Raw genomic sequence first — 19,651 nt, forward strand, 5'->3', positions numbered from 1 at the left:
AAGCGTTTTATCATGGCATTGTCGCAAGCATTTCAATACGAAAGCGACAACCCTACATCCACAGATGAACAAAGCTCACAGTTAATAGATGAGGCTTCCAGCTAAAGAAATGAGTTATCATTGGAACAACTGTATTTTCAACAATCATCTGCGATTATCTGCGCTGAAATAAAACCCTCAGATCAGTCAGCGTGCCACGGCTCCGCGAAGAGCGTAGCAGGATTGCGTAGCGCGGCTTTTTGCGCCACGGAGGGCGCAATAGCCGAAGAGCGGTGCTGTGGCACGCTGACCTACCCAAATAGAATTTTTACACGGAGATCTACCCCTAAAGTAATTTGGAAACCCAGACAGCCCCTGAAGAGGTTTCCAGGCGTGAAAGCATGCCTATAATGCATACCGTTAGTCCAGCAACGCGATTAGCTGCCTCATGTACCGCAGAAACGTCTCCTCAATTCGATCCGCCGTCGCCAATACCTCCTGATGGTCGAGCTTTTGCTCCAAGATCCCTGCGGCCATGTTGGTCACACATGAAATGCCGAGCACTTTCATCCCGCCGTGATTCGCAACAATGACTTCCGGTACGGTGGACATCCCAACAAGGTCGGCCCCAATCGTTCTCAAATAACGGATTTCCGAAGGCGTCTCATAGCTCGGTCCGCTGAGAGCCGCATAGACTCCCTGCCGCGGATTCAAACCGTGCTCCGTCATCAGGGAGAGCGCCAGCTCTCTCCATTTGCCGTCATAGGCTTCACTGAGATCCGGAAAACGCGGTCCAAGATTGCTGAGATTCGCTCCGCGCAGCGGATTGCTTCCAGTCAGATTGATATGGTCTTTGATCACGATCAGATCACCGGGACGGTAGTCCGGATGGATGCCGCCGGCGGCATTGGTCACGACCAAACCTTTCATCCCGATCGTTTGCATCAGACGGACCGGGAAAGTCACTTCATGCATCTCATAACCTTCGTAATAATGGAAACGTCCCTGGAGAACCATGACCTTTCTGTTCCCCAGTGTTCCGACAATCAGCTTGCCAGAATGCCCTGTAACGGTAGACACAGGAAAATGCGGGATCTCACTGTACGGAATAACGACCGCATCTTCCACAAGTTCGGCCAGCTTGCCAAGACCTGAACCCAGAATGATTCCTAGTTCAGGGATATATGGGATTTTCTTGAGCAGAAAATTTTGGGCATCATTCAGCCATGTCGTCATGACTTGTTCATTAATCATGCTGGTTCTCTCCTTTTAATTCCGTATAAAAACTGGTTCCGTTTTCAAGCCGCTGTACCCCTAAATATTCAGCAATGGTCGCTCCAAGATCTGCAAAGCAGGCTCTCTGTCCAAGATTCACTCCCTGCTTCAGCTTCGGCCCGTAAACAAGCAGCGGAACGTATTCCCGGGAATGATCTGTGCTTGCTGTCGTCGGATCACAGCCATGGTCAGCCGTAATAAACAGGATATCATCCTGCCTGAGAATGCTGGTAATCTCCGGGATTCTGGCGTCAAAGGCCTCAAGTGCCTCGGCATAACCCCTGACATTATTGCGATGTCCATAAACCATATCAAAATCAACAAGGTTTGTAAAAATCAAGCCGGGGTCGTCCCGCCGCAGATATTCAATGGTCTTGCTGATTCCATCGTCATTTCCACGGGAGCTGACATGCTCACTGACTCCTTTGCCATTAAAGATATCGTTGATTTTGCCGACTGCTAACACCTTCTGCCCGGCTTCAGTAATCCTGTCCAGCAGTGTTCTGGCAGGGGGGTCAACTGCAAAATCATGCCTGTTGGTCGTTCTTTGATAATTGCCTGCTTCACCGAGAAAAGGACGCGCAATAACACGGGCAACCCGTAATTCACCCTGCAGCATTTCCCGGGCAATTCTGCATATTTCCATCAGCTCGCTTAACGGAATGACCTCTTCATGCGCTGCAATCTGGAATACCGAATCGGCTGAGGTATAAACGATCGGTTGTCCAGTCCTGACATGCTCTGCCCCGAGGCGCTGCATAATTTCCGTGCCGGATGCCACCTCATTGCCTAAAGTCAGCCGGCCGATTCGTTCTTCAAACCTTCTGATAAAATCATTTGGAAAGCCGGACGGAAAAGTTGGAAAGGCCTGATCTAGAATGATACCGGTCATTTCCCAATGGCCGGTGATGGTATCCTTGCCTTTTGATCTTTCAGCCATGAACCCGTAATTTGCAGCAGGATTGCTTTGGGGAGAAACAAAAGGAATTTCGCGTGCGTTGCCAAGACCCATACGCTCAAGATTCGGGATTTTCAATCCGCCTGCCTGCTTGGATATATTCGCAAGTGTATTGCTTCCTTCATCGCCATATTGGGCTGCATCCGGCATTGCTCCGATGCCAACACTATCCATTACGATCAGTATCGCCCGAACCATCTGCATTTCCTCCTTTTTTAGCCCGCGGATGTGATTTGCGGAAAACATCCAGCAGGCGTTTTCTTGTTAAATGCGTATAGATCTGAGTGGTCGATATATCGGCATGTCCGAGCATTTCTTGAACCGAACGCAAATCAGCGCCATTATCAAGCAAATGCGTTGCAAAACTATGTCTTAACAGATGCGGGTAGACACTTGATCCCAAGTTGTTTTCCGCTGCCCATTTTTTCAGAATCAGCCAGACACCCTGACGTGTCAGCGGTTTGCCGCGTGAATTGAGAAAAAGGATATTCCTGGCTTCTGCTGTTGGTTTCGGGTTGCGGGCGAGCAGCGTTTGCCTTGTGGAATCATTGTATGCCTTTAAGATAAGGATACCGGGCTCACCCAAAGGTACGATTCTTTCTTTATTCCCTTTGCCCCGGCAGCGAATATATCCTAAATGATAGGAAATATCGTTCAGGCTGAGTCCAATCAGCTCTGAGACCCTGAGCCCGCTTCCATAGAGCACCTCGACAATCGCCCGGTCTCTGCTGCTGAGATCATTTTGACTATCGTTCTGGTCAATTGCCCTGGTCAGATTGATTTCCGACAAGACGTGGGGCAGCTTTTGTTCGAGTTTAGGGGCCGCCAGAAAGACCGTTGGATCGTCATTTCTTTTGTCTTCCTGAAGCAGATACCCGTAAAATCCCCTTAAGGCTGCCGTATACCTGGCCAGTGTTCTTGCAGATTTCCCCTGCTTCTTTTCGCCCAGAATAAAAGTGATCAGGTCTGAGGTACTGCACTGCAAAACTGTCCTGCCATTTTCCTGAATAAAAAGCACAAATTTATACAGATCCCTGCTGTAATTGGAACAGGTATTTACGGAAAGCCCTCTTTCAACACGCAGATGATACAGATAATCTTCTAACAGATCATCCCTTAATTTGCTATCTTTAGACATAAAATATCCTCCCCGCAGTTCATTTCTACGCAAGGAGGAATTATCCTTTTCTTTAGGGATTATCGTTCATATTTAATTTTAAAAATAAGACTCGTACCCTGTCTATAAACCAAAAAGACGGGCCCCCAGTATGGTGAAATATCCCTGTATCACCCCGGTGGCTAAAGCCGCGATGGAGATCAATAAGGCCATGCCACAGTAGTGGAGAAAGTTATTCTTCAGAAAATCGCCCCGCATCCTGCCCTGCAGCAGAAGAAACGAAAAAACAGTCGCTAGACCGGCTCCGAGCAGAAGACACGGAACTGCCAGAAGCGATGGAAAAAGGACCGTAAACAGAACCAAGCCCAAGCCCATCATTTTTTTCAGCTGAATAATAAACACAACGGTAAAACCGAAGATAAATCCTCTCGTAAAGACGATCAGGTACACCAGCGGAGCTCCAATCACCGTCAAGCCGAGGACCCATATCCCTGCCATCATAATAAAGTTATCCCTGGCCAGCTGCTGAAGGAATGACGTGTCGATGGCGGTTGGTTGTTCTCCGAGCAGGCTGTTAAAAAAACCGGTTAGTTCTTTCGCTTTTTCTATGCCCAATGAACCGACCCCAACTGCTCCGAAAACACCTCCTGCCAGAAATACGCAGCAGAGCGTCAGATAGATAACCCAGTACTGCTTGATATGATCGTACAGCATTTTCTTCATCATTCTACCTCCCCGAAGACTTGTCCTCAAGAAAATCATATTCAGGAAGGCAGAAGACTATGTCAACTAGGACAATGTTTATAAAGCCAGAAGCAGACCAATGGCAGTTTTGGCATCAAAGAACCCGCTGCTCCCTGCCATTTGCAGGGCCTGTTCCCTCGGAACAGCTACCACATTCAGAAACTCATCCTCATCACAGTCCAGAGGGGACCAGCTCAGATGCTGTGCCCGGTAGATATGGATAATCTCATCGGTAAAACCCGGTGATGTATAAAAGGAGCCAAGATAGTTCAGTTCTCCTTCATAACCTGTTTCCTCTCTTAATTCTCTTAAGGCGCAGGTTTCCGGATCTTCACCCGGGTCCATTTTACCGGCTGGAATTTCCAGCGTCTCTTTGGCCAGCGCATAGCGGTACTGGCGAACCATCAGGATCTTGCCTTCGTGTTCAGGCACGATGGCTACAGCACCCGGATGCCTTACAATTTCCCGAATAGACGTTTTTCCATTCGGTAGTTCAACGGTATCCTGATTGACACTGATGAACTTTCCGGAATATACGCTCTGTTCGGCAATACATTTTTCTGTCAGGCCGATTTTGTCCATGCTAAACCTCCTGTATTCGTATTCCATAAAATCTGTGGATTGCACTCTTCATGATGTTTTTTTGTACCGGCTTCCGGCATATTATCGTCTCCCTCCATACTAAGATAGAATAGGTTTGTTTGGTCTGGGAGGCGTAAATATGTCGACTGAATCTCATCATAACACCTATCAGCTGCTGGTAACGATAACAACCTTTATCTTTGCTGTTACCTCCATGATTACCGTCTATATTTCCCTGACAGCCTGGAAGGAAGAACGGGAATCAGTCAGACCCTACCTTACCTTTACGCAATCTCCTTCTGTGGAGATCCTCCATAAAAAAGATCTGACATTCAGCTTTCATTTTACCAACGTCGGTACGCATCCGGCAGCTTCACTCCATTGCCAGGCCATCTTTGCAGACAGTGATTTAAATGCCGAACCGCTCCAGGTTGATCAGATCTCCCTCGCCAATTATGTTTCTCCTGATTCCACTGTGGATTTAGTTGTCACCGTCGATATTCAGACCCAGGGAATTGATACCGGACAGGTCAATCAGCATTATATTATTTTAAATCTGAAATATTTTGATCCGGTATTTGAAAAACAATACGAACAAATTATCTATTTACGATGGGCCGGTATCTCCAAAGGCCAGCTTCAGCCAATTTATCATGCTTCCAGGGAAGACAAGGCTCAGATCATCCAGTATCTTGGCAAAACCTAGACCGCCATTCAATCGTATATAGCTGAACAATTTAAAACACCTCAGAATTTATTCGAAATAAAATTCTGAGGTGCTGAGTTCAGCAGGCAATTAATCAGCAATTCTCAACTTATCTGCGACCATAGCGATAAATTCGGAATTTGTCGGTTTCCCGCGGTCAACATTAATCGTATAGCCAAAAAATTTGTTCATGAAATCAATATTTCCTCTGTCCCAGGCTAGTTCAATCGCATGGCGGATTGCCCTTTCCACTCTGCTGGGAGTCGTCCCATAATTTTTGGCGATCATGGGATACAATTCTTTGGTCACAGCACCAAGCAGAGAAACATCTTTGATCACGGAGACAATAGCATCTCTCAGATACTGATAGCCCTTAACATGCGCGGGTACTCCCATCTGCTGGATCATCTTGGTAACTTCAACTTCAATCATCTTGGAATTTTTGGCGTTAACCTGGATAACACTGCTCATATTCGAAGATAACATCACATTTGAAATATTGTTAAACGAGGGAGCGGCTTCATAAACCCCGACCAGCTGCCGTATTCTTTTCCCTAACGTTTCCAAATCAAACGGTTTCAATATGTAATAGTCAGCCCCCAGCTGAACTGCCCGTTGTGTCATATTTTCCTGGCCAAAAGAAGTTAAAATGATCACTTTGGGTCTTTTGATCGTGTTTATTAGTTTTTCCATAACGCCTAATCCGTCAAGATGAGGCATAATTATATCCAGGACCACGACATCAGGTTCCTCTTTTTTGATCATATCCAGTGCATCGTTTCCGTTATAAGCTACACCCAAAAGCACCATGTCCTTTTGATTGCTTATATATTCCTTTAATACTTCAATAAAATCGCGGTTATCGTCAGCCAACAAAACTTTTATCGTTTTCGTTTCCATCGAACTATCCTCCAGTTTCCAAAGATACGCCGAAAAAACATATAAATCCAATTCTGTTACTCTTCGACAAGAATTTACCAATTCCTTCTGATCTATTGGAAAAATATATATATTCAGTATCAAGTATCATTTTTTATAATAAGAAATATAATAAGCATGCATGTACTGAAAAAACCGCCCTCGCGGGCGGCTGCAGCTTTACTTATTATACCTGATTCGTCTATCATTTTCTCAATAAATATTCCGTATCCCCGGGTAGAATCATTGACAAATACATGCGTAACGGCGCCAACAATTTTGCCATTTTGAATAATCGGGCTGCCGCTCATACCTTGGACGATCCCTCCGGTTTTTTCCAGCAATTCCGGATCGGTGATCCTGATAATCATGTTTTTGTTGTCAGTCCGGTACTGCATAATTTTTTCTATTTTAATGTCAAATTCTTCGATGGTATTGTCTTTTAAAACCGTATAGATTTTGGCCGGCCCAACCTCAACCTCAGATTTCCAAGCTATAGGGACAATGGTACTGAAATACGGATTCCGGACTTCACCTTCATAAATACCAAATATCCCGCTGCCTGAATTCTTGGCAATTTTACCGGTGAAATTTGACTGAAGCATAAACGTACCAATTTTTTCTCCGGGGTCTCCTCTTTGGCCTTTTTCAATGGAGTAGATTGTGGATTCGACGATTTTACCGTCACTTAATTCAATTTGGTCATTGGTATCAATATCCGTGATTACGTGTCCCAAAGCCCCGAATATTTTCGTATTGGGTTCAATAAATGTCAGAGTTCCCACGCCTGCAGCCTCGTCCCTGATAAACAGCCCTACCCGATATCGTTGGGTTTCTGAGCAGAATACCGGCTGAATCTTTTTCTCCAGAATTTTTTCTTTGTGTTTGATCTCAAGCACAATGGTTTTGTTTTCTTTGCATTTTTTATCGATTTCCTGTGCTACCTGAAAATCATTCGTTGCTGTGATGCCATTAATTTTTAAAATGATGTCCCCGACTTCTATTCCAGAATCCTTTGCAGGATAAGACTGTTTGCCTTCCTTGTTCGTGATCGGAGCATATCCTACGACCAAGACTCCTTTGGTCTGCAAGGTCACTCCAATGGATTGTCCGCCTGGAACAACGGATGGCCGTGCTTTATTGACTTCCTTGCCTGCTGAAAAAAAATCGAGATAATTAATTACCGGGTAAAAACGACTGGTTTCTGTTTTCTGATAGAATCCTGCAATTTGTTGAATACTAAGGGTAAAAACGAGGAGAATTCCTATTCGGAAAATAATACGGGTTAGTCTTTTATGCAAACCGTTTTTTCCCTTCAGTTTTTCACCCTCCTCACGTATTTTTTTCTCTGCAGAGATACAATAAAATTTTTTATTGCAGTATTAGATTTCCCTTATAAAAAGGTTTCATCCTGTGAAATGTTTTCTAGGATTTCTTAAATTTATGGCGAAATAAACAAATGACAAAAGCTAGCACTCTTGTCATTTGTTGGGTTATAATAGGTTTTACAATGCTTATAAAAGGAAACAAACATGAAAAAAATATTTGTAAATTATTTCTTTACAGCCCTGGTCATTGCAGTGACCGTCTGGATATTGATTTCCAGTTCGAAATTTAGTATTATACCTCACCTGATCGCCATAACTGATGGAGGACTGTTATTCCTGGCACTTGTCTGCATGGTCCTTTTTTGGTTTTTTGATGCGTTAATTATTAAAGTGATTGTTGAGATCTCTGATCAAGGTATCCGTTTTTGGCAATATATGAAAATAGCGCTGATTGGACAGTATTATAGTTCCATTACTCCTTTTTCTGGCGGAGGACAGCCTGTCGCGCAGGTCTATACGATGAAAAATGACTATAAAATCCCGCTGGGGCTGGCTTCATCCGTCACGATCAATAAATTTACGATCTATCATATTATTGTGACTGCCTTCGCCTTGGTTATGGCTATTTTTAAGTATGATTTTATCTTTGAGCAGGGTGCTGTCAGCAAAACCTTCATTGCTATAGGTTTTATGATCAATATCATATCGACGCTGGCTCTGCTTTTGCTCTGTTACAACAGTTTGATTGTGAAAAAGGTCTGCCTTCTGATCTTAAGACTGCTTCATAAAATCAAACTGGCCAAGAATATGAACGATCAAATCTTTTCCAGACATATTGAGGAATACAGAAGTTCTCTGCGCTTGTTCCTGAGAGACCGCAAAGCTCTGCTTCTAACCTGTCTCTATACGTTGATTCAAGTCATCGTGTACTTTTGCGTAACCTATTTTGTCTATCTGTCATTTGGTTTAAGAGACGCGTCCCTGTTTGATATTCTTGCTGTGCAGTCTTTGCATTACATGGCGATTAATTACATTCCGACACCTGGAAATGCCGGAGCATCCGAGGGAGGATTTTACCTGATATTCGGGCTGGTTTTCCCTTCCAGTGTTATGATCTATGCGATCATGCTCTGGAGATTCATCATCTATTATTTAAACTTGTTCGTAGGCGGGATTGTCGTACTGATCGATTACCTTTATAAACAAAACTTAAGGAAGTCGTAAAGGAAGCCCGTATTTAAAAAGTACCCTGTTATCGCTTTTGTATGCGAAATAACAAGGCACTTTTTTATTACATTTTTAACTATTTTTTGGCCTGTTAATTTATTTTTTGGCCTGCTGCCATAATTCCTCCGCAAGGCTTAGCGCGACTCTTTCACCGCCAAGCATTCGGGCCATTTCCTGGACCCTTTCACTTTCGCCAAGCCGATTGACTTTGGTCTGTGTCCGGTCTTCCACAACGACTTTATCAATGCCAAAATGGCTGTCGGCAAATGCCGCGATAGGGGCCGAGTGGGTAATGCAGAGCACTTGTCTGTTCTCAGATATTTTTTCAAGCTTTTCAGCGACCTTCATGATCGTTCTGCCGCCGACTCCGCTGTCCACTTCATCGAAAACAAACGTATCCACAGTTTCCACTTTCGATAATAAGCTTTTGAAAGCCAGCATGATCCTGGCCATTTCTCCGCCTGAAGCCACTTTGGCCAAAGGCTTGGGAGGTTCTCCGACATTCGCGGAAAAATAAAATTCGATCTGTTCCGCACCTTCGGGCGACGGTTCGGTGACTGGTGAGAATATGATTTCAATCCTGGCCTCGTTTAGTCCCAAATCGAGCAATTCGTCTGCCAGGCCCTTTTCAATTCGTTCAGCCTGGATCCCGCGATTCAGGCTGAGTTCCTCCGCTAGATTATTATACGTTGTCAGCGCCTCTTTCTTTTCGCGCCGGATATTTTCCTTTTCATCCTGAAGATGGGTAATTTCTTCAAGTTCTTCTTCCATTTCAACTCGTCTTTCCAAAACAGCTTCAATCGTATACGCGTATTTTCTGAGCTTCCCGAGATCAATCAGGCGGGTTTCAATTTCGTCAAGCCTTCCTGGTTCAAAATCCAACCTGTCTTTATACGACCGCAGTTTGGTCACATAATCTTCGAGACTAAAATAGATCTCTTCAAGGTTCTTATGCAGCTCCTCAATCTCAGGATCAAGCGCCGAGAGTTCCCCCATTTTTTCCGTGGCTGACCCAATCATATCAAAAGCAGAATCAGAGGCTTCTTTGGTTCCGGCATATAGTTCATCATAGGCTTCATTGACAAGACTGACGATCTTCTCGGCATTCAGCAGAAACTTTTTCTCCTGTTCCAGAGATTCCTCTTCCCCGGAAACCGGTGCAATCCGGTCAATCTCCTCAATCTGGTAACGCAGTATTTCTTCCCTTTTCTCCCTGTCCCGCTCCGAACGCAGGAGTTCTCTTTCTCTGGACATGGTGTTCCGGTAATTGACAGCCGCGTCCCTGACTTGTTTCAGCAGTTTTAAATGCTCCTCGCCGCCGAAACTGTCTAAGAGCTCCCTTTGGGTTTCGGCCTGCAGCAGTGACTGGTGCTCCATCTGATCGTGAATGTCTACGAGTCCTTCACAGAATGTCCGGTACAGGGATAACGGGACGGTTCTGCCTTGAACACGGCAGACATTCCGGCCGGAATCATTGATTTCCCGATACAGAAACAGCAGATCATCTTCGAGCGGATATCCTTCGTCCTGCAACATTTCAGTCAATTTCAGCGGCAGATTGGAAAAAATCCCTTCCACACACGCTTTGTCCTTGCCATGCCTCAGAAATTCATTGCTGGCTCTTCCGCCCAGAAGCAAACCCAGCGCATCGACCAGCATGGATTTTCCGGCTCCTGTCTCCCCTGTAAAAACAGACAAGCCTTTATCAAAAACCAAATGGACATCTTCCATCAGTGCAAAATCTTTGATGCGAAGTTCTACGAGCATAGGTCTCCTCCTCTTTGCCATACGCAGTCAATCCATGATTTTAAAGGCATGGTTCAGCTCAGTTCGGTTAGTCTTTCCAGAATGATTTCTGTTTGTTCTTTAGGTTTGATCAGAAGAAAGATGGTATCATCACCAGCTACAGTGCCGATCACTTCTTTCCAGCCAATATTGTCAAGCAGCAACGCCATCGCCTGCGCATTTCCCGGTATGGTCTTGATCACAATGATGTTTTCGCTGCTGTCGAACGAGATCACAACTTCCTTGAACATTCGTTTCAATCTTTCCTGATACCCGGGAGGATGCGCTTCAGCCTGAATGGCATAGCGGTATTCATCGTCCGAGCCGGATATCTTGATCAGACCCATCTCCTTGATATCCCGTGAAACAGTGGCCTGTGTGACATGAAAGCCCTCTTCGAGCAGCCTTTGCGCTAATTCTTCCTGCGTTTTAACCGGTTCATTGGTAATCAGTTCCTGGATTTTTTTCTGACGGCGGCTTTTCATGAATGATCACCTCTGTTCTTCTGAATTGTTAGCCAATATGGAGATGTCTCACCTTGATTTAGATACATTCCCTGCAGGACATGAAAATCCTTCTTGGACAGTTCCGCTGCATAAGCATTCAGTGTATTTGCTTCTTCCAAGCTGCGGCTGTGTCCGCGATAGACGGTCAACATGATGGCCCCTTTGGCAACCAGCAGCTTCAATGTATCATTTACCGCCCGAAGCGTTGTCTCCGGCCCGGTAATGATTGTCTGACTGCTCCCGGGCAAATATCCGAGATTAAAAACGGCAGCTCTGATTCCTTGCGGAACAAGGCGCCCAATCTCTGTGTGACTCTCCTGGAATAAGGCTACCCTGTCGAGCATCTTATGCGCTGCGAGCAGTTCCCGGGTTGATTGGATAGCTTCTTCCTGAATATCAAACGCAAACACCCGGCCTTCAGGACCCACGCATTCCGCCAGAAAAAGGGTGTCCTTGCCGCGTCCTGCCGTAGCATCAATCACCTGATCTCCCGGCTGGATAAGGTGCTGCAGATACATTTTTAACATTGTCTGCGTATTTTCGATTCCCTTCGGATTAAAGACACCGTTCATCTCATGATTCATGCCAGCGGTCCCGGAGTTTCTCCCGGACAACCTTCGGGAAGCTCCTTCCTCCAAGCCGGATAAATCTTGCTTTGATCGGAGCCGTCTCAATCCGGACCGCATCTCCGGAATTCATGGTCGTCAGATACTTCCCGTCAACGGTCACCCGGCATTTATTGCCTCTGGTCAGACTGATATCTATTTTTTCCTTGTTTGATATGACCATTGGCCGGGACGAAAGCGCATGAGCAGCCAGCGGCGTGATCAGCATGGCCTGAACATCCGGACTCACAACAGGTCCGCCGGCTGAAAGTGAATAGGCGGTCGAACCTGTCGGGGTTGCAATAATCAAGCCGTCCGAAGGCGGACTCGCAATCGGTTCACCGGAAAGCTTGACCTGAAGCGTTATCAGCGTCTCTTCACTGTCCCGGATAAAAACGACATCATTCAGAACCATATCCTGCTGTTTCTGACCGTCTTTGAAATATGAAGTAATCATCATGAGTCTCTCATCGACCGTATATTCATTGCGCAGCACCTTTTTTAAGGCAGAATAGATTTCGCCGCGCTCAACCTCGCATAAAAAACCAAGCCGGCCGTAATTCACGCCGAGAACCGGGATGTTGAACCGGGCGGCTTCTCTGGCAGCTTTCAAGACTGTGCCGTCTCCGCCAAGGGAAAGTACAAAGTCAACATCTTCCGTAATCTCCTGGTCCCATTCCGGTACAGTTTCCCATCCCTGACTGTTGAACCAATTAATCAGCTGAGGGGTGATGCTCTCTTTCGTAATTTTAGAATGGTTAATCCATATCCCTACCTTATTTCGCATCCGTTCACTCCGTTCCTGCCTGAGCCTTCAGAACAAGCTCATTCAGACAAGGATTCCAGTCGAATACCGCTGCCTCTTGCTCATTTCCCTTGCGGAGCCAGGCTAAAAATTCTATATTTCCTTCGGGACCGCGAATTGGCGAAAAATCTAGTCCCTTGACCTGAAATCCTTGTTTTTGAGCTTCAGACAGGACGTTTTGCAGAACCCCCCGGTGGACTTGCGGGTCTCTGACAACACCGTTTTTGCCGACATTCTCTGGACCGGCCTCAAATTGCGGTTTGATGAGGACCAGCGCCTGTCCGCTTTCTTTCAGAATTGCTGTCATCGAGGGAAAAATCTTGGTCAGGGAAATAAATGAAACATCACATACGATCCAGTCTACTTTTTCCGGGAGACTGTCCGCAGTCAGGTAACGTGCATTGGTTCTTTCCAGGCAGACCACTCTTTCGTCACTGCGCAGCCTCCATGCCAGCTGACCGTAGCCGACATCGACCGCATAGACCCTGTAAGCCCCATTCTGCAGTGCACAATCTGTAAATCCGCCGGTAGACGCCCCAATATCGGCAATGACCTTATCCTTCAGATCCAGCTGAAATACGTCCATCGCCTTGGCCAGTTTCAGACCTCCGCGCGAAACGTAAGGATGGATCTCTCCCTTGACAATCAGGCCCGTATCTTCTTCCAGCATGATGCCTGGTTTGTCAAGACGAAGATTGTCCTTATAGACTTTTCCGGCCATAATTAAAGCTTTAGCTTTTTCTCTGCTTTCAACCAATCCTTTTTGGACTAGAAGAAGATCGAGTCTGGATTTATTTTTGGCCACGATATGCCCATCCTTGCTCTATATCTATTTAAAATCATTAATAAATCGTTAATAAATCATTAACATCTATTCTTCATCAGTTCTCTGGAAACACTGACAATATGCTCAATCGTAAGGCCGCAGTCTTGATGGAGAAGCGGAATTGCCCCGTGTTCAACATAATCATCATAACCTATCCGTTCGACTGCTGTGCCTTGAATTCCTTCTTCTTCGAGAACTTCCAGTACCGCGCTGCCCATCCCTCCGGCGAGGATATGGTCCTCAACCGTAACCAGCCTCCCTGTTTTTTGGACCTCAGCAGTCACCATTTCCCGATCGATCGGATTGATAAAACGCAAATTAATCACACCGGCCTGAATACCTTCAGACTCCAGCTGCTTAGCAGCCTCCATACAAAAATTGACAACCGGCCCAAAGCCGATCAGGGTAATATCCTGGCCCTCCCGCAGCAGTTCCGCTTTGCCTTTCGGCAATGTTTTGAATTTCTTATCAATCTTCACACCGACACCGGCCGACCTCGGGTACCGGACAGCTACGGGGTTGTCCAAGGTGAGCGCTGTATGAATCATATGTTTAAGTTCATTTTCATCTTTCGGCGCCATCAGGGTGAGGTTCGGGATCGTTCTGAAAAAAGAGATATCGAATATACCATGATGCGTCTTCCCGTCCTCGCCGACGACGCCGGCCCTGTCGACCGCAAACACGACCTTGGCGTTTTGCAGGCAGACATCATGCAGGACCTGGTCATACGCTCTCTGATAGAACGTGGAATACATGGAAACAACCGGTTTCAGTCCCTCCAGCGCGAGTGCCGCAGCAAAAGTTACTGCGTGCGGTTCGGCAATTCCGACATCAAAAAATCTTTCGGGGTAATTTTGGCCGAAATGGTTCAGACCTGTCCCCGATCCCATGGCTGCCGTAACTGCAACGATCCTGTTATCCTCTTCCGCCAATTCACAAATGGTCCGTCCAAAGACATCCGTATAAGTCGGCGGCGCATTCTTTTTAACCATTTCACCCGTTTCTTTGGAAAATGGCCCTACCCCATGGAAGATATCCGGGCTTTGCTTGGCCGGCTCATACCCATTGCCCTTGCAGGTCTTAATGTGAACCAGAACCGGACCTTTTTTTTGTTTGGCCTGATGGAGAACCTTTTCCAGTGCCGCAATATCATGTCCATTAATTGGCCCGAGATAGGTCAGACCCAGCTCCTCGAACAACAGACCGGGTACCAAGAAATATTTAATGCCGTCTTTAGCCCTTCCGGCTGCTTTGGCCATGGAGGAACCAATACACGGGATATTTCTTATGAACTTTTGGACATCTTTCTTCCTTCTGTCGTAAGATGGATCTGTCCTGATCTTGTTCAGATACGAGGACATTGCGCCGACATTCTGGGAGATAAACATTTCGTTGTCATTTAAAACAATAATTAAATTACTGTCGCTGTTACCGGCATGATTCATCGCTTCATAGGCCATCCCGCCGCTCATTGCCCCATCACCAATCACAGCAACAACATGATAATTTTCCTTCTTAATGTCCCTGGCTTTGGCGAAGCCCAGCGCAGCTGAGATGGAAGTGCTGGCATGTCCGGTATCAAAACAGTCGTATTCGCTTTCCTCTCTCTTCGGAAAACCTGCCAAACCGTGAAATTGCCGGATCGTCTTAAAAGCGTCCTTCCTTCCGGTTAGAATCTTATGAACATAGGCCTGATGACCAACATCCCAGATAATCTTGTCGGTTGGGGTGTCAAATACCCTATGCAGCGCCAGGGTCAGTTCCACAACGCCGAGGTTTGATGCCAGATGACCGCCATTCACAGAAATAATATCTATCATCTCCTGACGGAGTTCTTCGGCCAGAACTGTCAGGTCACTTTCGCTTAAGCTTTTCAGGTCGGTCGGAGAATCAATTTTGTCCAGAAGCCGCAAATTATTTTCCTCCTCGTTTATTTTTTTTCATGCTCAGTCCAGTTACCTTTTCCACACTGGCAATCACTCTGCCGGTCATATCAACAATCCGATTTGCTTCGTTAATCGCAATGGTTTTGCCCCAGGCCTTTCCCGTCACAGTAAGCGAAGCAATCAAGGCCAAAATCAACACATTTAAAAGTACCTTCCAGGTACTTAAAGCAGAAAATTTAGCGATTAAGCTTAAGATAATGGTCGCGCCCATCGCCCCGCTTAATGTTCCCGTGATATCACCGACAATATCATTGGCAAAATTGGCGACTTTATCGGCGTGTTTGATTAAATAGACAGACTGCTTGGCGCCAAAAATTTTTTTGGCTGCCCTGGCATGGTGAGGCGCTTCATCAGCAGCTGTCACCGCAATACCGATGATATCAAACAGGATTCCAACCGTAATCACAACCATGAGCAATATCCAGGTCAGGCTTACCGAAAAAAACCTTAAAAAAGCCTCTGTTCCACTTCCGAGAAGTGAAGCAATAAAAAACGTGGCAATAAATACGGTAATAATATAGCGAACACTTTGTTTCTTGCGAACCAAAAGTCTATCCTGCCTTTCTAATCCTATACCCCGTGCTCAAAATAACGACATGAGAATGCGCTGCATTCTGGCGTCACTAAAAGATCAAACCGACTGCGCAGCCTAGAATTGCGCCACCAAACACTTCAAAAGGCGTATGACCGATTAGTTCCTTAAACTTTTCCTCTTGAATATTATAACCCAAAAAATCTGTCGGGTGCTGCCGCATCCATTCCACAAGATAGTTGATAATTCTGGCATGATTTCCGGCTGCGCGCCGGACACCGGCAGCATCATACATGACAATAACAGCCAGCGTAACAGCAATCGCAAACAGAGAAGATTCCCAGCCATCGTTTTTACCAATGCTGATGGCCAAGGCACAGACAATCGCTGTATGAGAACTTGGAAATCCACCGGAACTTGTCAGAAGATCAAAATCCCATTCCTTCTCAATCACAAAATTGATCAGGATCTTTAAAAATTGGGCAAGTATCCAGGCAAAAAGCGAAACCCACATGATATTGTTGTTCAATATCGAAGAGACTGGGTTCATGGAGATGAATCATCCTCTCTCATCCTGATTAATTTTTTCTATCATGATGATGTTTCTGTCATTGTTCCCGTCATTCGTTATTTTTATCTAGTTTGTTCTTTCAGCGGTGTAGTCAGCCAGCGATAATAAAAACGCTGCTTTCGGGCCAAAACAAGATAGGGATTCTTTCGCCAGAAAGATCGTTTTTTCCAGTTGTTCCCTGGCCCCCTCAAGCCCCAGCAGCGACGGATAGGTTGGTTTGCCGGATCTCTGGTCCTTACCGGCGGATTTACCGATAACCGCACTTTCTCCTACAACATCAAGAATATCGTCTTTGATTTGAAAAGCTAATCCCAAGTATAAAGCATAGCTTGTCAGGATTTCAATCTCCGGTTCCGATCCTCCGCCTAGAATTGCGCCAAGACGAGCTGAAGCCTTCAGAAGAGCGCCGGTCTTTAAATGATGGACCTGCTCGATATCAGCCAGCGTACTGTTTTCTAGGTTTCCAAGCGTATCCAGGCTCTGCCCGCCGACCATGCCCTGCCAGCCCGCGGCTTGAGCGGTCTCTCTGATGACCCTTAATTTCTTCTGAGCCTCTATTGCCGAAGGTCCGGCCAGCAGCTCAAAAGCAAGCGTAAGCAAGGCATCACCCGCCAAAATGGCTCCCGCTTCTCCGAACACTTTATGGTTAGACAGTTTACCTCGGCGATAATCATCATCATCCATGGCCGGAAGATCGTCATGAATCAGGGAATAGGTGTGGATAAGCTCGATCGCGGCTGCTTCTGACACAAGCTCTTCCGGACGGCCGCCGACAAGCTCCGCGCAGGCCAGAGCCAATACGGGCCGAATCCTTTTACCTCCGCCGACCAGGGAATAGTTCATACTCCTGGCCAGGATATTCCGATCCAGCGGCAAATGATTGAGATATTGTTCAACCATCTCCAAATAGTCATGATAGCGTTCTTTAAACATTTTCTGTCTGTACTCCTAATCTTGATCGGTTACAACCAGTTCGCCTTTACTATTTTCCAACAACACTTTGACCTTTGCTTCGGCCGAATCCAGAAGGCCGTTACATTGTTTGATCAGCTTAACTCCTTCCCCAAACAAGTCCAGGGACTGCTCGAGCTGCACATTGTTCTGATCCAGATCATTAATGATTTGCTCCAGCCTTTCAATCCCTTTATCGAAGGTGAAGGCTTCTTTATCGCTATTCTTTTTCATGGTAACCCTCTCTTGACGTTTGAATCGTTTGACGCTTGAAGTTCTTCTATATCTGTAACTTCGCAGATTAATGTCCCGTCACTGAGCCGCACGGATAAAGCGTCCCCTGCTGCGGCCTGTCTTACCGTTTTGATTAATTTCCCCTCGATATCATAGGCTAAAGAATATCCTCTTCCCAGTATATTTAAGGGACTTAATAAGTCAATTTTCGCGCTTAACAACCTAAGTATACCATTTTTTTCTGTCAGAAATCCAGTCATTCCCTCGACAAGACGCGTAGAGAGATAATCCAGATTCTGTCTGGACTGTTCGACACGCCAGCCCGGGCGGGCCAAAGCAGAGTCGGACATCAGTTCTTCCACTTTATGCCTTTTGGTTCGCAGAACGCTTTGGATCCTTTGTGTGAGTTTTTCTTCATAATAACGGATACCATCTTTCAATTCGTTAAGGACCGGAATGGCCAATTCTGCAGCAGCTGACGGCGTCGGTGCTCTTAAATCGGCAACAAAATCCGCAATCGTATAATCGACTTCATGACCCACAGCAGAAACCACCGGTATGCTGGAAGCGGCAATGGCTCTTGCCACCTCCTCAGTGTTGAAAGCCCATAGTTCTTCCAGGGAGCCGCCCCCCCTGCCGACAATCAGCAGGTCAATCTCGCCGTAATGATTGGCCCGCTGAATAGCTCGGGCGATTTCTCCCGGTGCTGCCTCACCCTGAACCGCAGAAGGAATAATGATTAAAGAAACCAATGGATTGCGTCTTCGGGCAATGTGCAAGATGTCCTTCAGCGCTGCTCCGGTAGAACTGGTCACAATGGCCACCCTCGAAGGAAATCTTGGAATCGGTTTCTTCTTCTCTGCGGCGAACAGTCCTTCGGCAGCCAAGCGGCTCTTTAGCTGTTCAAATGCCAGGTATAAAGCACCGAGTCCGCTCGGGTAGATTTCTTCCGCATACAGCTGGACGCTGCCGTCTTTTTCATAAAGACGGATACTTCCCCGGATCGACACCTTCATTCCGTTTTGAGGCTGAAAACCGGCCGTCAGATTCCTGGTTTTAAACATTACGGTTTTAATACCGGCTTCTTTATCTTTCAATGTAAAATACCAGTGACCTGATGGAATATGATCTTTAAAATTAGATATCTCGCCTGTCACCCAGCAATTCCATAAACCGTTATGTTTTTTCAGCGCGTCATTGATTTCCCGGTTGATTTCCGATACTGTCAGTATTCTTTCAGTCAAATCAGTTCCACCTCATTTAAATACCCTTTAAATACCCTTGTCAATCTTAAAAATATGGATATAATGGCGTGCAGATTTTTACAAAGTTCTGGTAATTCGTTATAATAATAGTACTATTATACTTACAAAATATCAAAAACACTAGAACAGCGCACAATTTTGAAGGGAGAAGCAGAAATATGGAAATTATGAAAACCGTAGCAGAGCTTATGGCTTTGTCCGCAGTCACTGCTCCGAAAGCAAAAGGACAGGATTACATAAACGTAAAGGTCATTACAGAATCATCTGTACTGACTTATCTGGCCGATGAAATGTCGAAGTGCAGCGAGGAAAACGGGAAGAAATTTTTCAACCGTGATGCTGCCAATATACGTAATTCTCAGGCGCTGGTTTTACTGTCTCTGAAGAATGCCAAACATGCCGGCTTAAACTGCGGCGCCTGCGGCCATCCAAACTGCGCGATGCTCGAAGCTGTCGCGCAAGGGCCGGAATTTAACGGTCCGCTTTGTCCCTGGCGCCTGATTGACCTGGGTATTGCGCTCGGATCAGCCGTAAAGACAGCCGGAACACTCAACGCGGATAACCGCATCATGTATTCCGCAGGCGCCGTTGCGAAAAAAATTGGGTTAATTGAGGGGGATATCGCTGTCGCAATCCCGCTGAATGCGAGCAGCAAAAACATCTATTTTGATCGGTAATGTTCTGTTCTTACTTAGTCTTTTTTGTAAAGAATCTTTTGTATTCGCATACTGCTAATAGCTCACAAAACTATTAGCGGTATTTTCTTATCATTTTGGGTTTACGCCATGTAC

21 protein-coding genes are annotated in these 19,651 nt (G+C 46.0%); 3 read left to right on the forward strand and 18 right to left on the reverse strand.

Translation table 11 applies throughout. The annotated features are described in order from the left end of the window. Positions 1 to 399: 399 nt before the first annotated feature. The 5 genes from AB3489_RS08470 to AB3489_RS08490 all read right to left on the reverse strand — a co-directional run bounded on the left by AB3489_RS08470 (position 400) and on the right by AB3489_RS08490 (position 4,655). Positions 400 to 1,233 (reverse strand): purine-nucleoside phosphorylase, encoded by an 834-nt coding sequence (locus AB3489_RS08470; RefSeq protein ID WP_368292550.1) that lies wholly within the window; start codon positions 1,231 to 1,233, stop codon positions 400 to 402. Then, entirely contained in the window at positions 1,226 to 2,410 is a 1,185-nt protein-coding gene (locus AB3489_RS08475) for a phosphopentomutase (protein ID WP_368292551.1), read from the reverse strand. Before AB3489_RS08475 ends, AB3489_RS08470 begins: the two co-directional genes overlap by 8 nt. Continuing rightward, complete coding sequence (gene xerD / locus AB3489_RS08480; protein ID WP_368292552.1) at positions 2,379 to 3,350, reverse strand: site-specific tyrosine recombinase XerD; 972 nt, start codon at positions 3,348 to 3,350, stop codon at positions 2,379 to 2,381. Before xerD ends, AB3489_RS08475 begins: the two co-directional genes overlap by 32 nt. 102 nt (positions 3,351 to 3,452) lie before the next feature. Continuing rightward, positions 3,453 to 4,052 carry a stage II sporulation protein M gene (spoIIM, locus tag AB3489_RS08485; protein ID WP_019225571.1) on the reverse strand — a complete coding sequence of 200 codons (600 nt, stop codon included), beginning with the start codon at positions 4,050 to 4,052 and terminating at the stop codon, positions 3,453 to 3,455. A 78-nt stretch (positions 4,053 to 4,130) separates the two neighbouring features. After that, positions 4,131 to 4,655, reverse strand: coding sequence for an NUDIX domain-containing protein (locus AB3489_RS08490; RefSeq protein ID WP_368292553.1), 525 nt, complete (start codon positions 4,653 to 4,655; stop codon positions 4,131 to 4,133). A gap of 139 nt (positions 4,656 to 4,794) precedes the next feature. On the opposite strand from AB3489_RS08490, the gene AB3489_RS08495 reads away from it, so the two are divergent. Then, the gene (locus AB3489_RS08495) at positions 4,795 to 5,361 is read left to right on the forward strand and encodes a hypothetical protein (protein ID WP_368292554.1); all 567 of its coding nucleotides are present in this window, start codon (positions 4,795 to 4,797) and stop codon (positions 5,359 to 5,361) included. A gap of 90 nt (positions 5,362 to 5,451) precedes the next feature. Here AB3489_RS08495 and spo0A read toward each other — a convergent pair whose 3' ends face one another. Then, entirely contained in the window at positions 5,452 to 6,261 is an 810-nt protein-coding gene (gene spo0A, locus AB3489_RS08500) for a sporulation transcription factor Spo0A (protein ID WP_368292555.1), read from the reverse strand. A 119-nt stretch (positions 6,262 to 6,380) separates the two neighbouring features. Further along, positions 6,381 to 7,580 (reverse strand): SpoIVB peptidase, encoded by a 1,200-nt coding sequence (spoIVB, locus tag AB3489_RS08505; protein ID WP_368292556.1) that lies wholly within the window; start codon positions 7,578 to 7,580, stop codon positions 6,381 to 6,383. 231 nt (positions 7,581 to 7,811) lie between these two features. Between spoIVB and AB3489_RS08510 the strand changes: the two genes are divergently transcribed. After that, a complete protein-coding gene (locus AB3489_RS08510; protein WP_368292557.1) occupies positions 7,812 to 8,831 on the forward strand; it encodes a YbhN family protein in 1,020 nt (339 codons plus the stop codon). Positions 8,832 to 8,930: 99 nt separating this feature from the next. On the opposite strand, the gene recN is transcribed toward AB3489_RS08510, so the two are convergent. The 11 genes from recN to xseA form a co-directional block, all read right to left on the reverse strand. Continuing rightward, positions 8,931 to 10,601 (reverse strand): DNA repair protein RecN, encoded by a 1,671-nt coding sequence (gene recN / locus AB3489_RS08515; protein ID WP_368292558.1) that lies wholly within the window; start codon positions 10,599 to 10,601, stop codon positions 8,931 to 8,933. A gap of 53 nt (positions 10,602 to 10,654) precedes the next feature. Continuing rightward, positions 10,655 to 11,104, reverse strand: a complete 450-nt coding sequence (argR, locus tag AB3489_RS08520) for an arginine repressor (RefSeq protein WP_368292559.1) — start codon at positions 11,102 to 11,104, stop codon at positions 10,655 to 10,657. Further along, positions 11,101 to 11,709 (reverse strand): class I SAM-dependent methyltransferase, encoded by a 609-nt coding sequence (locus tag AB3489_RS08525; protein WP_176714392.1) that lies wholly within the window; start codon positions 11,707 to 11,709, stop codon positions 11,101 to 11,103. The genes argR and AB3489_RS08525 overlap by 4 nt, the downstream gene beginning before the upstream one ends. Then, positions 11,699 to 12,517: an NAD(+)/NADH kinase gene (locus tag AB3489_RS08530; protein ID WP_019225578.1), complete on the reverse strand. Its 819-nt coding sequence runs from the start codon at positions 12,515 to 12,517 to the stop codon at positions 11,699 to 11,701. Before AB3489_RS08530 ends, AB3489_RS08525 begins: the two co-directional genes overlap by 11 nt. A gap of 4 nt (positions 12,518 to 12,521) precedes the next feature. Next, positions 12,522 to 13,340, reverse strand: a complete 819-nt coding sequence (locus tag AB3489_RS08535) for a TlyA family RNA methyltransferase (RefSeq protein WP_368292560.1) — start codon at positions 13,338 to 13,340, stop codon at positions 12,522 to 12,524. A gap of 59 nt (positions 13,341 to 13,399) precedes the next feature. Further along, positions 13,400 to 15,274, reverse strand: coding sequence for a 1-deoxy-D-xylulose-5-phosphate synthase (gene dxs, locus AB3489_RS08540; RefSeq protein WP_368292561.1), 1,875 nt, complete (start codon positions 15,272 to 15,274; stop codon positions 13,400 to 13,402). 1 nt (position 15,275) lies between these two features. Beyond that, a complete protein-coding gene (locus AB3489_RS08545) occupies positions 15,276 to 15,854 on the reverse strand; it encodes a hypothetical protein (protein ID WP_368292562.1) in 579 nt (192 codons plus the stop codon). 76 nt (positions 15,855 to 15,930) lie between these two features. After that, on the reverse strand, positions 15,931 to 16,389 hold the full coding sequence (locus AB3489_RS08550; RefSeq protein WP_368292563.1) for a divergent PAP2 family protein: 459 nt from the start codon (positions 16,387 to 16,389) through the stop codon (positions 15,931 to 15,933). Between the two features lie 87 nt (positions 16,390 to 16,476). Further along, positions 16,477 to 17,343 carry a polyprenyl synthetase family protein gene (locus AB3489_RS08555; protein WP_368292564.1) on the reverse strand — a complete coding sequence of 289 codons (867 nt, stop codon included), beginning with the start codon at positions 17,341 to 17,343 and terminating at the stop codon, positions 16,477 to 16,479. 15 nt (positions 17,344 to 17,358) lie between these two features. After that, positions 17,359 to 17,595: an exodeoxyribonuclease VII small subunit gene (xseB, locus tag AB3489_RS08560; protein ID WP_019225583.1), complete on the reverse strand. Its 237-nt coding sequence runs from the start codon at positions 17,593 to 17,595 to the stop codon at positions 17,359 to 17,361. After that, on the reverse strand, positions 17,592 to 18,839 hold the full coding sequence (gene xseA, locus AB3489_RS08565; protein WP_368292565.1) for an exodeoxyribonuclease VII large subunit: 1,248 nt from the start codon (positions 18,837 to 18,839) through the stop codon (positions 17,592 to 17,594). Before xseA ends, xseB begins: the two co-directional genes overlap by 4 nt. 179 nt (positions 18,840 to 19,018) lie before the next feature. On the opposite strand from xseA, the gene AB3489_RS08570 reads away from it, so the two are divergent. Further along, positions 19,019 to 19,537 carry a ferredoxin domain-containing protein gene (locus AB3489_RS08570; protein WP_019225585.1) on the forward strand — a complete coding sequence of 173 codons (519 nt, stop codon included), beginning with the start codon at positions 19,019 to 19,021 and terminating at the stop codon, positions 19,535 to 19,537. Positions 19,538 to 19,651: the final 114 nt, after the last annotated feature.

The organism is Dehalobacter sp. TBBPA1, from assembly GCF_040931655.1.
GTDB lineage: Bacteria > Bacillota > Desulfitobacteriia > Desulfitobacteriales > Syntrophobotulaceae > Dehalobacter > Dehalobacter restrictus.

Bases quoted from the DNA above. Each gene is read 5' to 3' on its own strand.
- AB3489_RS08470 (WP_368292550.1), bottom strand. From the start codon at position 1,233: ATGATTAATGAACAAGTCATGACGACATGGCTGAATGATGCCCAAAAT.
- AB3489_RS08475 (WP_368292551.1), bottom strand. From the start codon at position 2,410: ATGGTTCGGGCGATACTGATCGTAATGGATAGTGTTGGCATCGGAGCA.
- xerD (WP_368292552.1), bottom strand. From the start codon at position 3,350: ATGTCTAAAGATAGCAAATTAAGGGATGATCTGTTAGAAGATTATCTG.
- spoIIM (WP_019225571.1), bottom strand. From the start codon at position 4,052: ATGAAGAAAATGCTGTACGATCATATCAAGCAGTACTGGGTTATCTAT.
- AB3489_RS08490 (WP_368292553.1), bottom strand. From the start codon at position 4,655: ATGGACAAAATCGGCCTGACAGAAAAATGTATTGCCGAACAGAGCGTA.
- AB3489_RS08495 (WP_368292554.1), top strand. From the start codon at position 4,795: ATGTCGACTGAATCTCATCATAACACCTATCAGCTGCTGGTAACGATA.
- spo0A (WP_368292555.1), bottom strand. From the start codon at position 6,261: ATGGAAACGAAAACGATAAAAGTTTTGTTGGCTGACGATAACCGCGAT.
- AB3489_RS08510 (WP_368292557.1), top strand. From the start codon at position 7,812: ATGAAAAAAATATTTGTAAATTATTTCTTTACAGCCCTGGTCATTGCA.
- recN (WP_368292558.1), bottom strand. From the start codon at position 10,601: ATGCTCGTAGAACTTCGCATCAAAGATTTTGCACTGATGGAAGATGTC.
- argR (WP_368292559.1), bottom strand. From the start codon at position 11,104: ATGAAAAGCCGCCGTCAGAAAAAAATCCAGGAACTGATTACCAATGAA.
- AB3489_RS08525 (WP_176714392.1), bottom strand. From the start codon at position 11,709: ATGAATCATGAGATGAACGGTGTCTTTAATCCGAAGGGAATCGAAAAT.
- AB3489_RS08530 (WP_019225578.1), bottom strand. From the start codon at position 12,517: ATGCGAAATAAGGTAGGGATATGGATTAACCATTCTAAAATTACGAAA.
- AB3489_RS08550 (WP_368292563.1), bottom strand. From the start codon at position 16,389: ATGAACCCAGTCTCTTCGATATTGAACAACAATATCATGTGGGTTTCG.
- AB3489_RS08555 (WP_368292564.1), bottom strand. From the start codon at position 17,343: ATGTTTAAAGAACGCTATCATGACTATTTGGAGATGGTTGAACAATAT.
- xseB (WP_019225583.1), bottom strand. From the start codon at position 17,595: ATGAAAAAGAATAGCGATAAAGAAGCCTTCACCTTCGATAAAGGGATT.
- AB3489_RS08570 (WP_019225585.1), top strand. From the start codon at position 19,019: ATGGAAATTATGAAAACCGTAGCAGAGCTTATGGCTTTGTCCGCAGTC.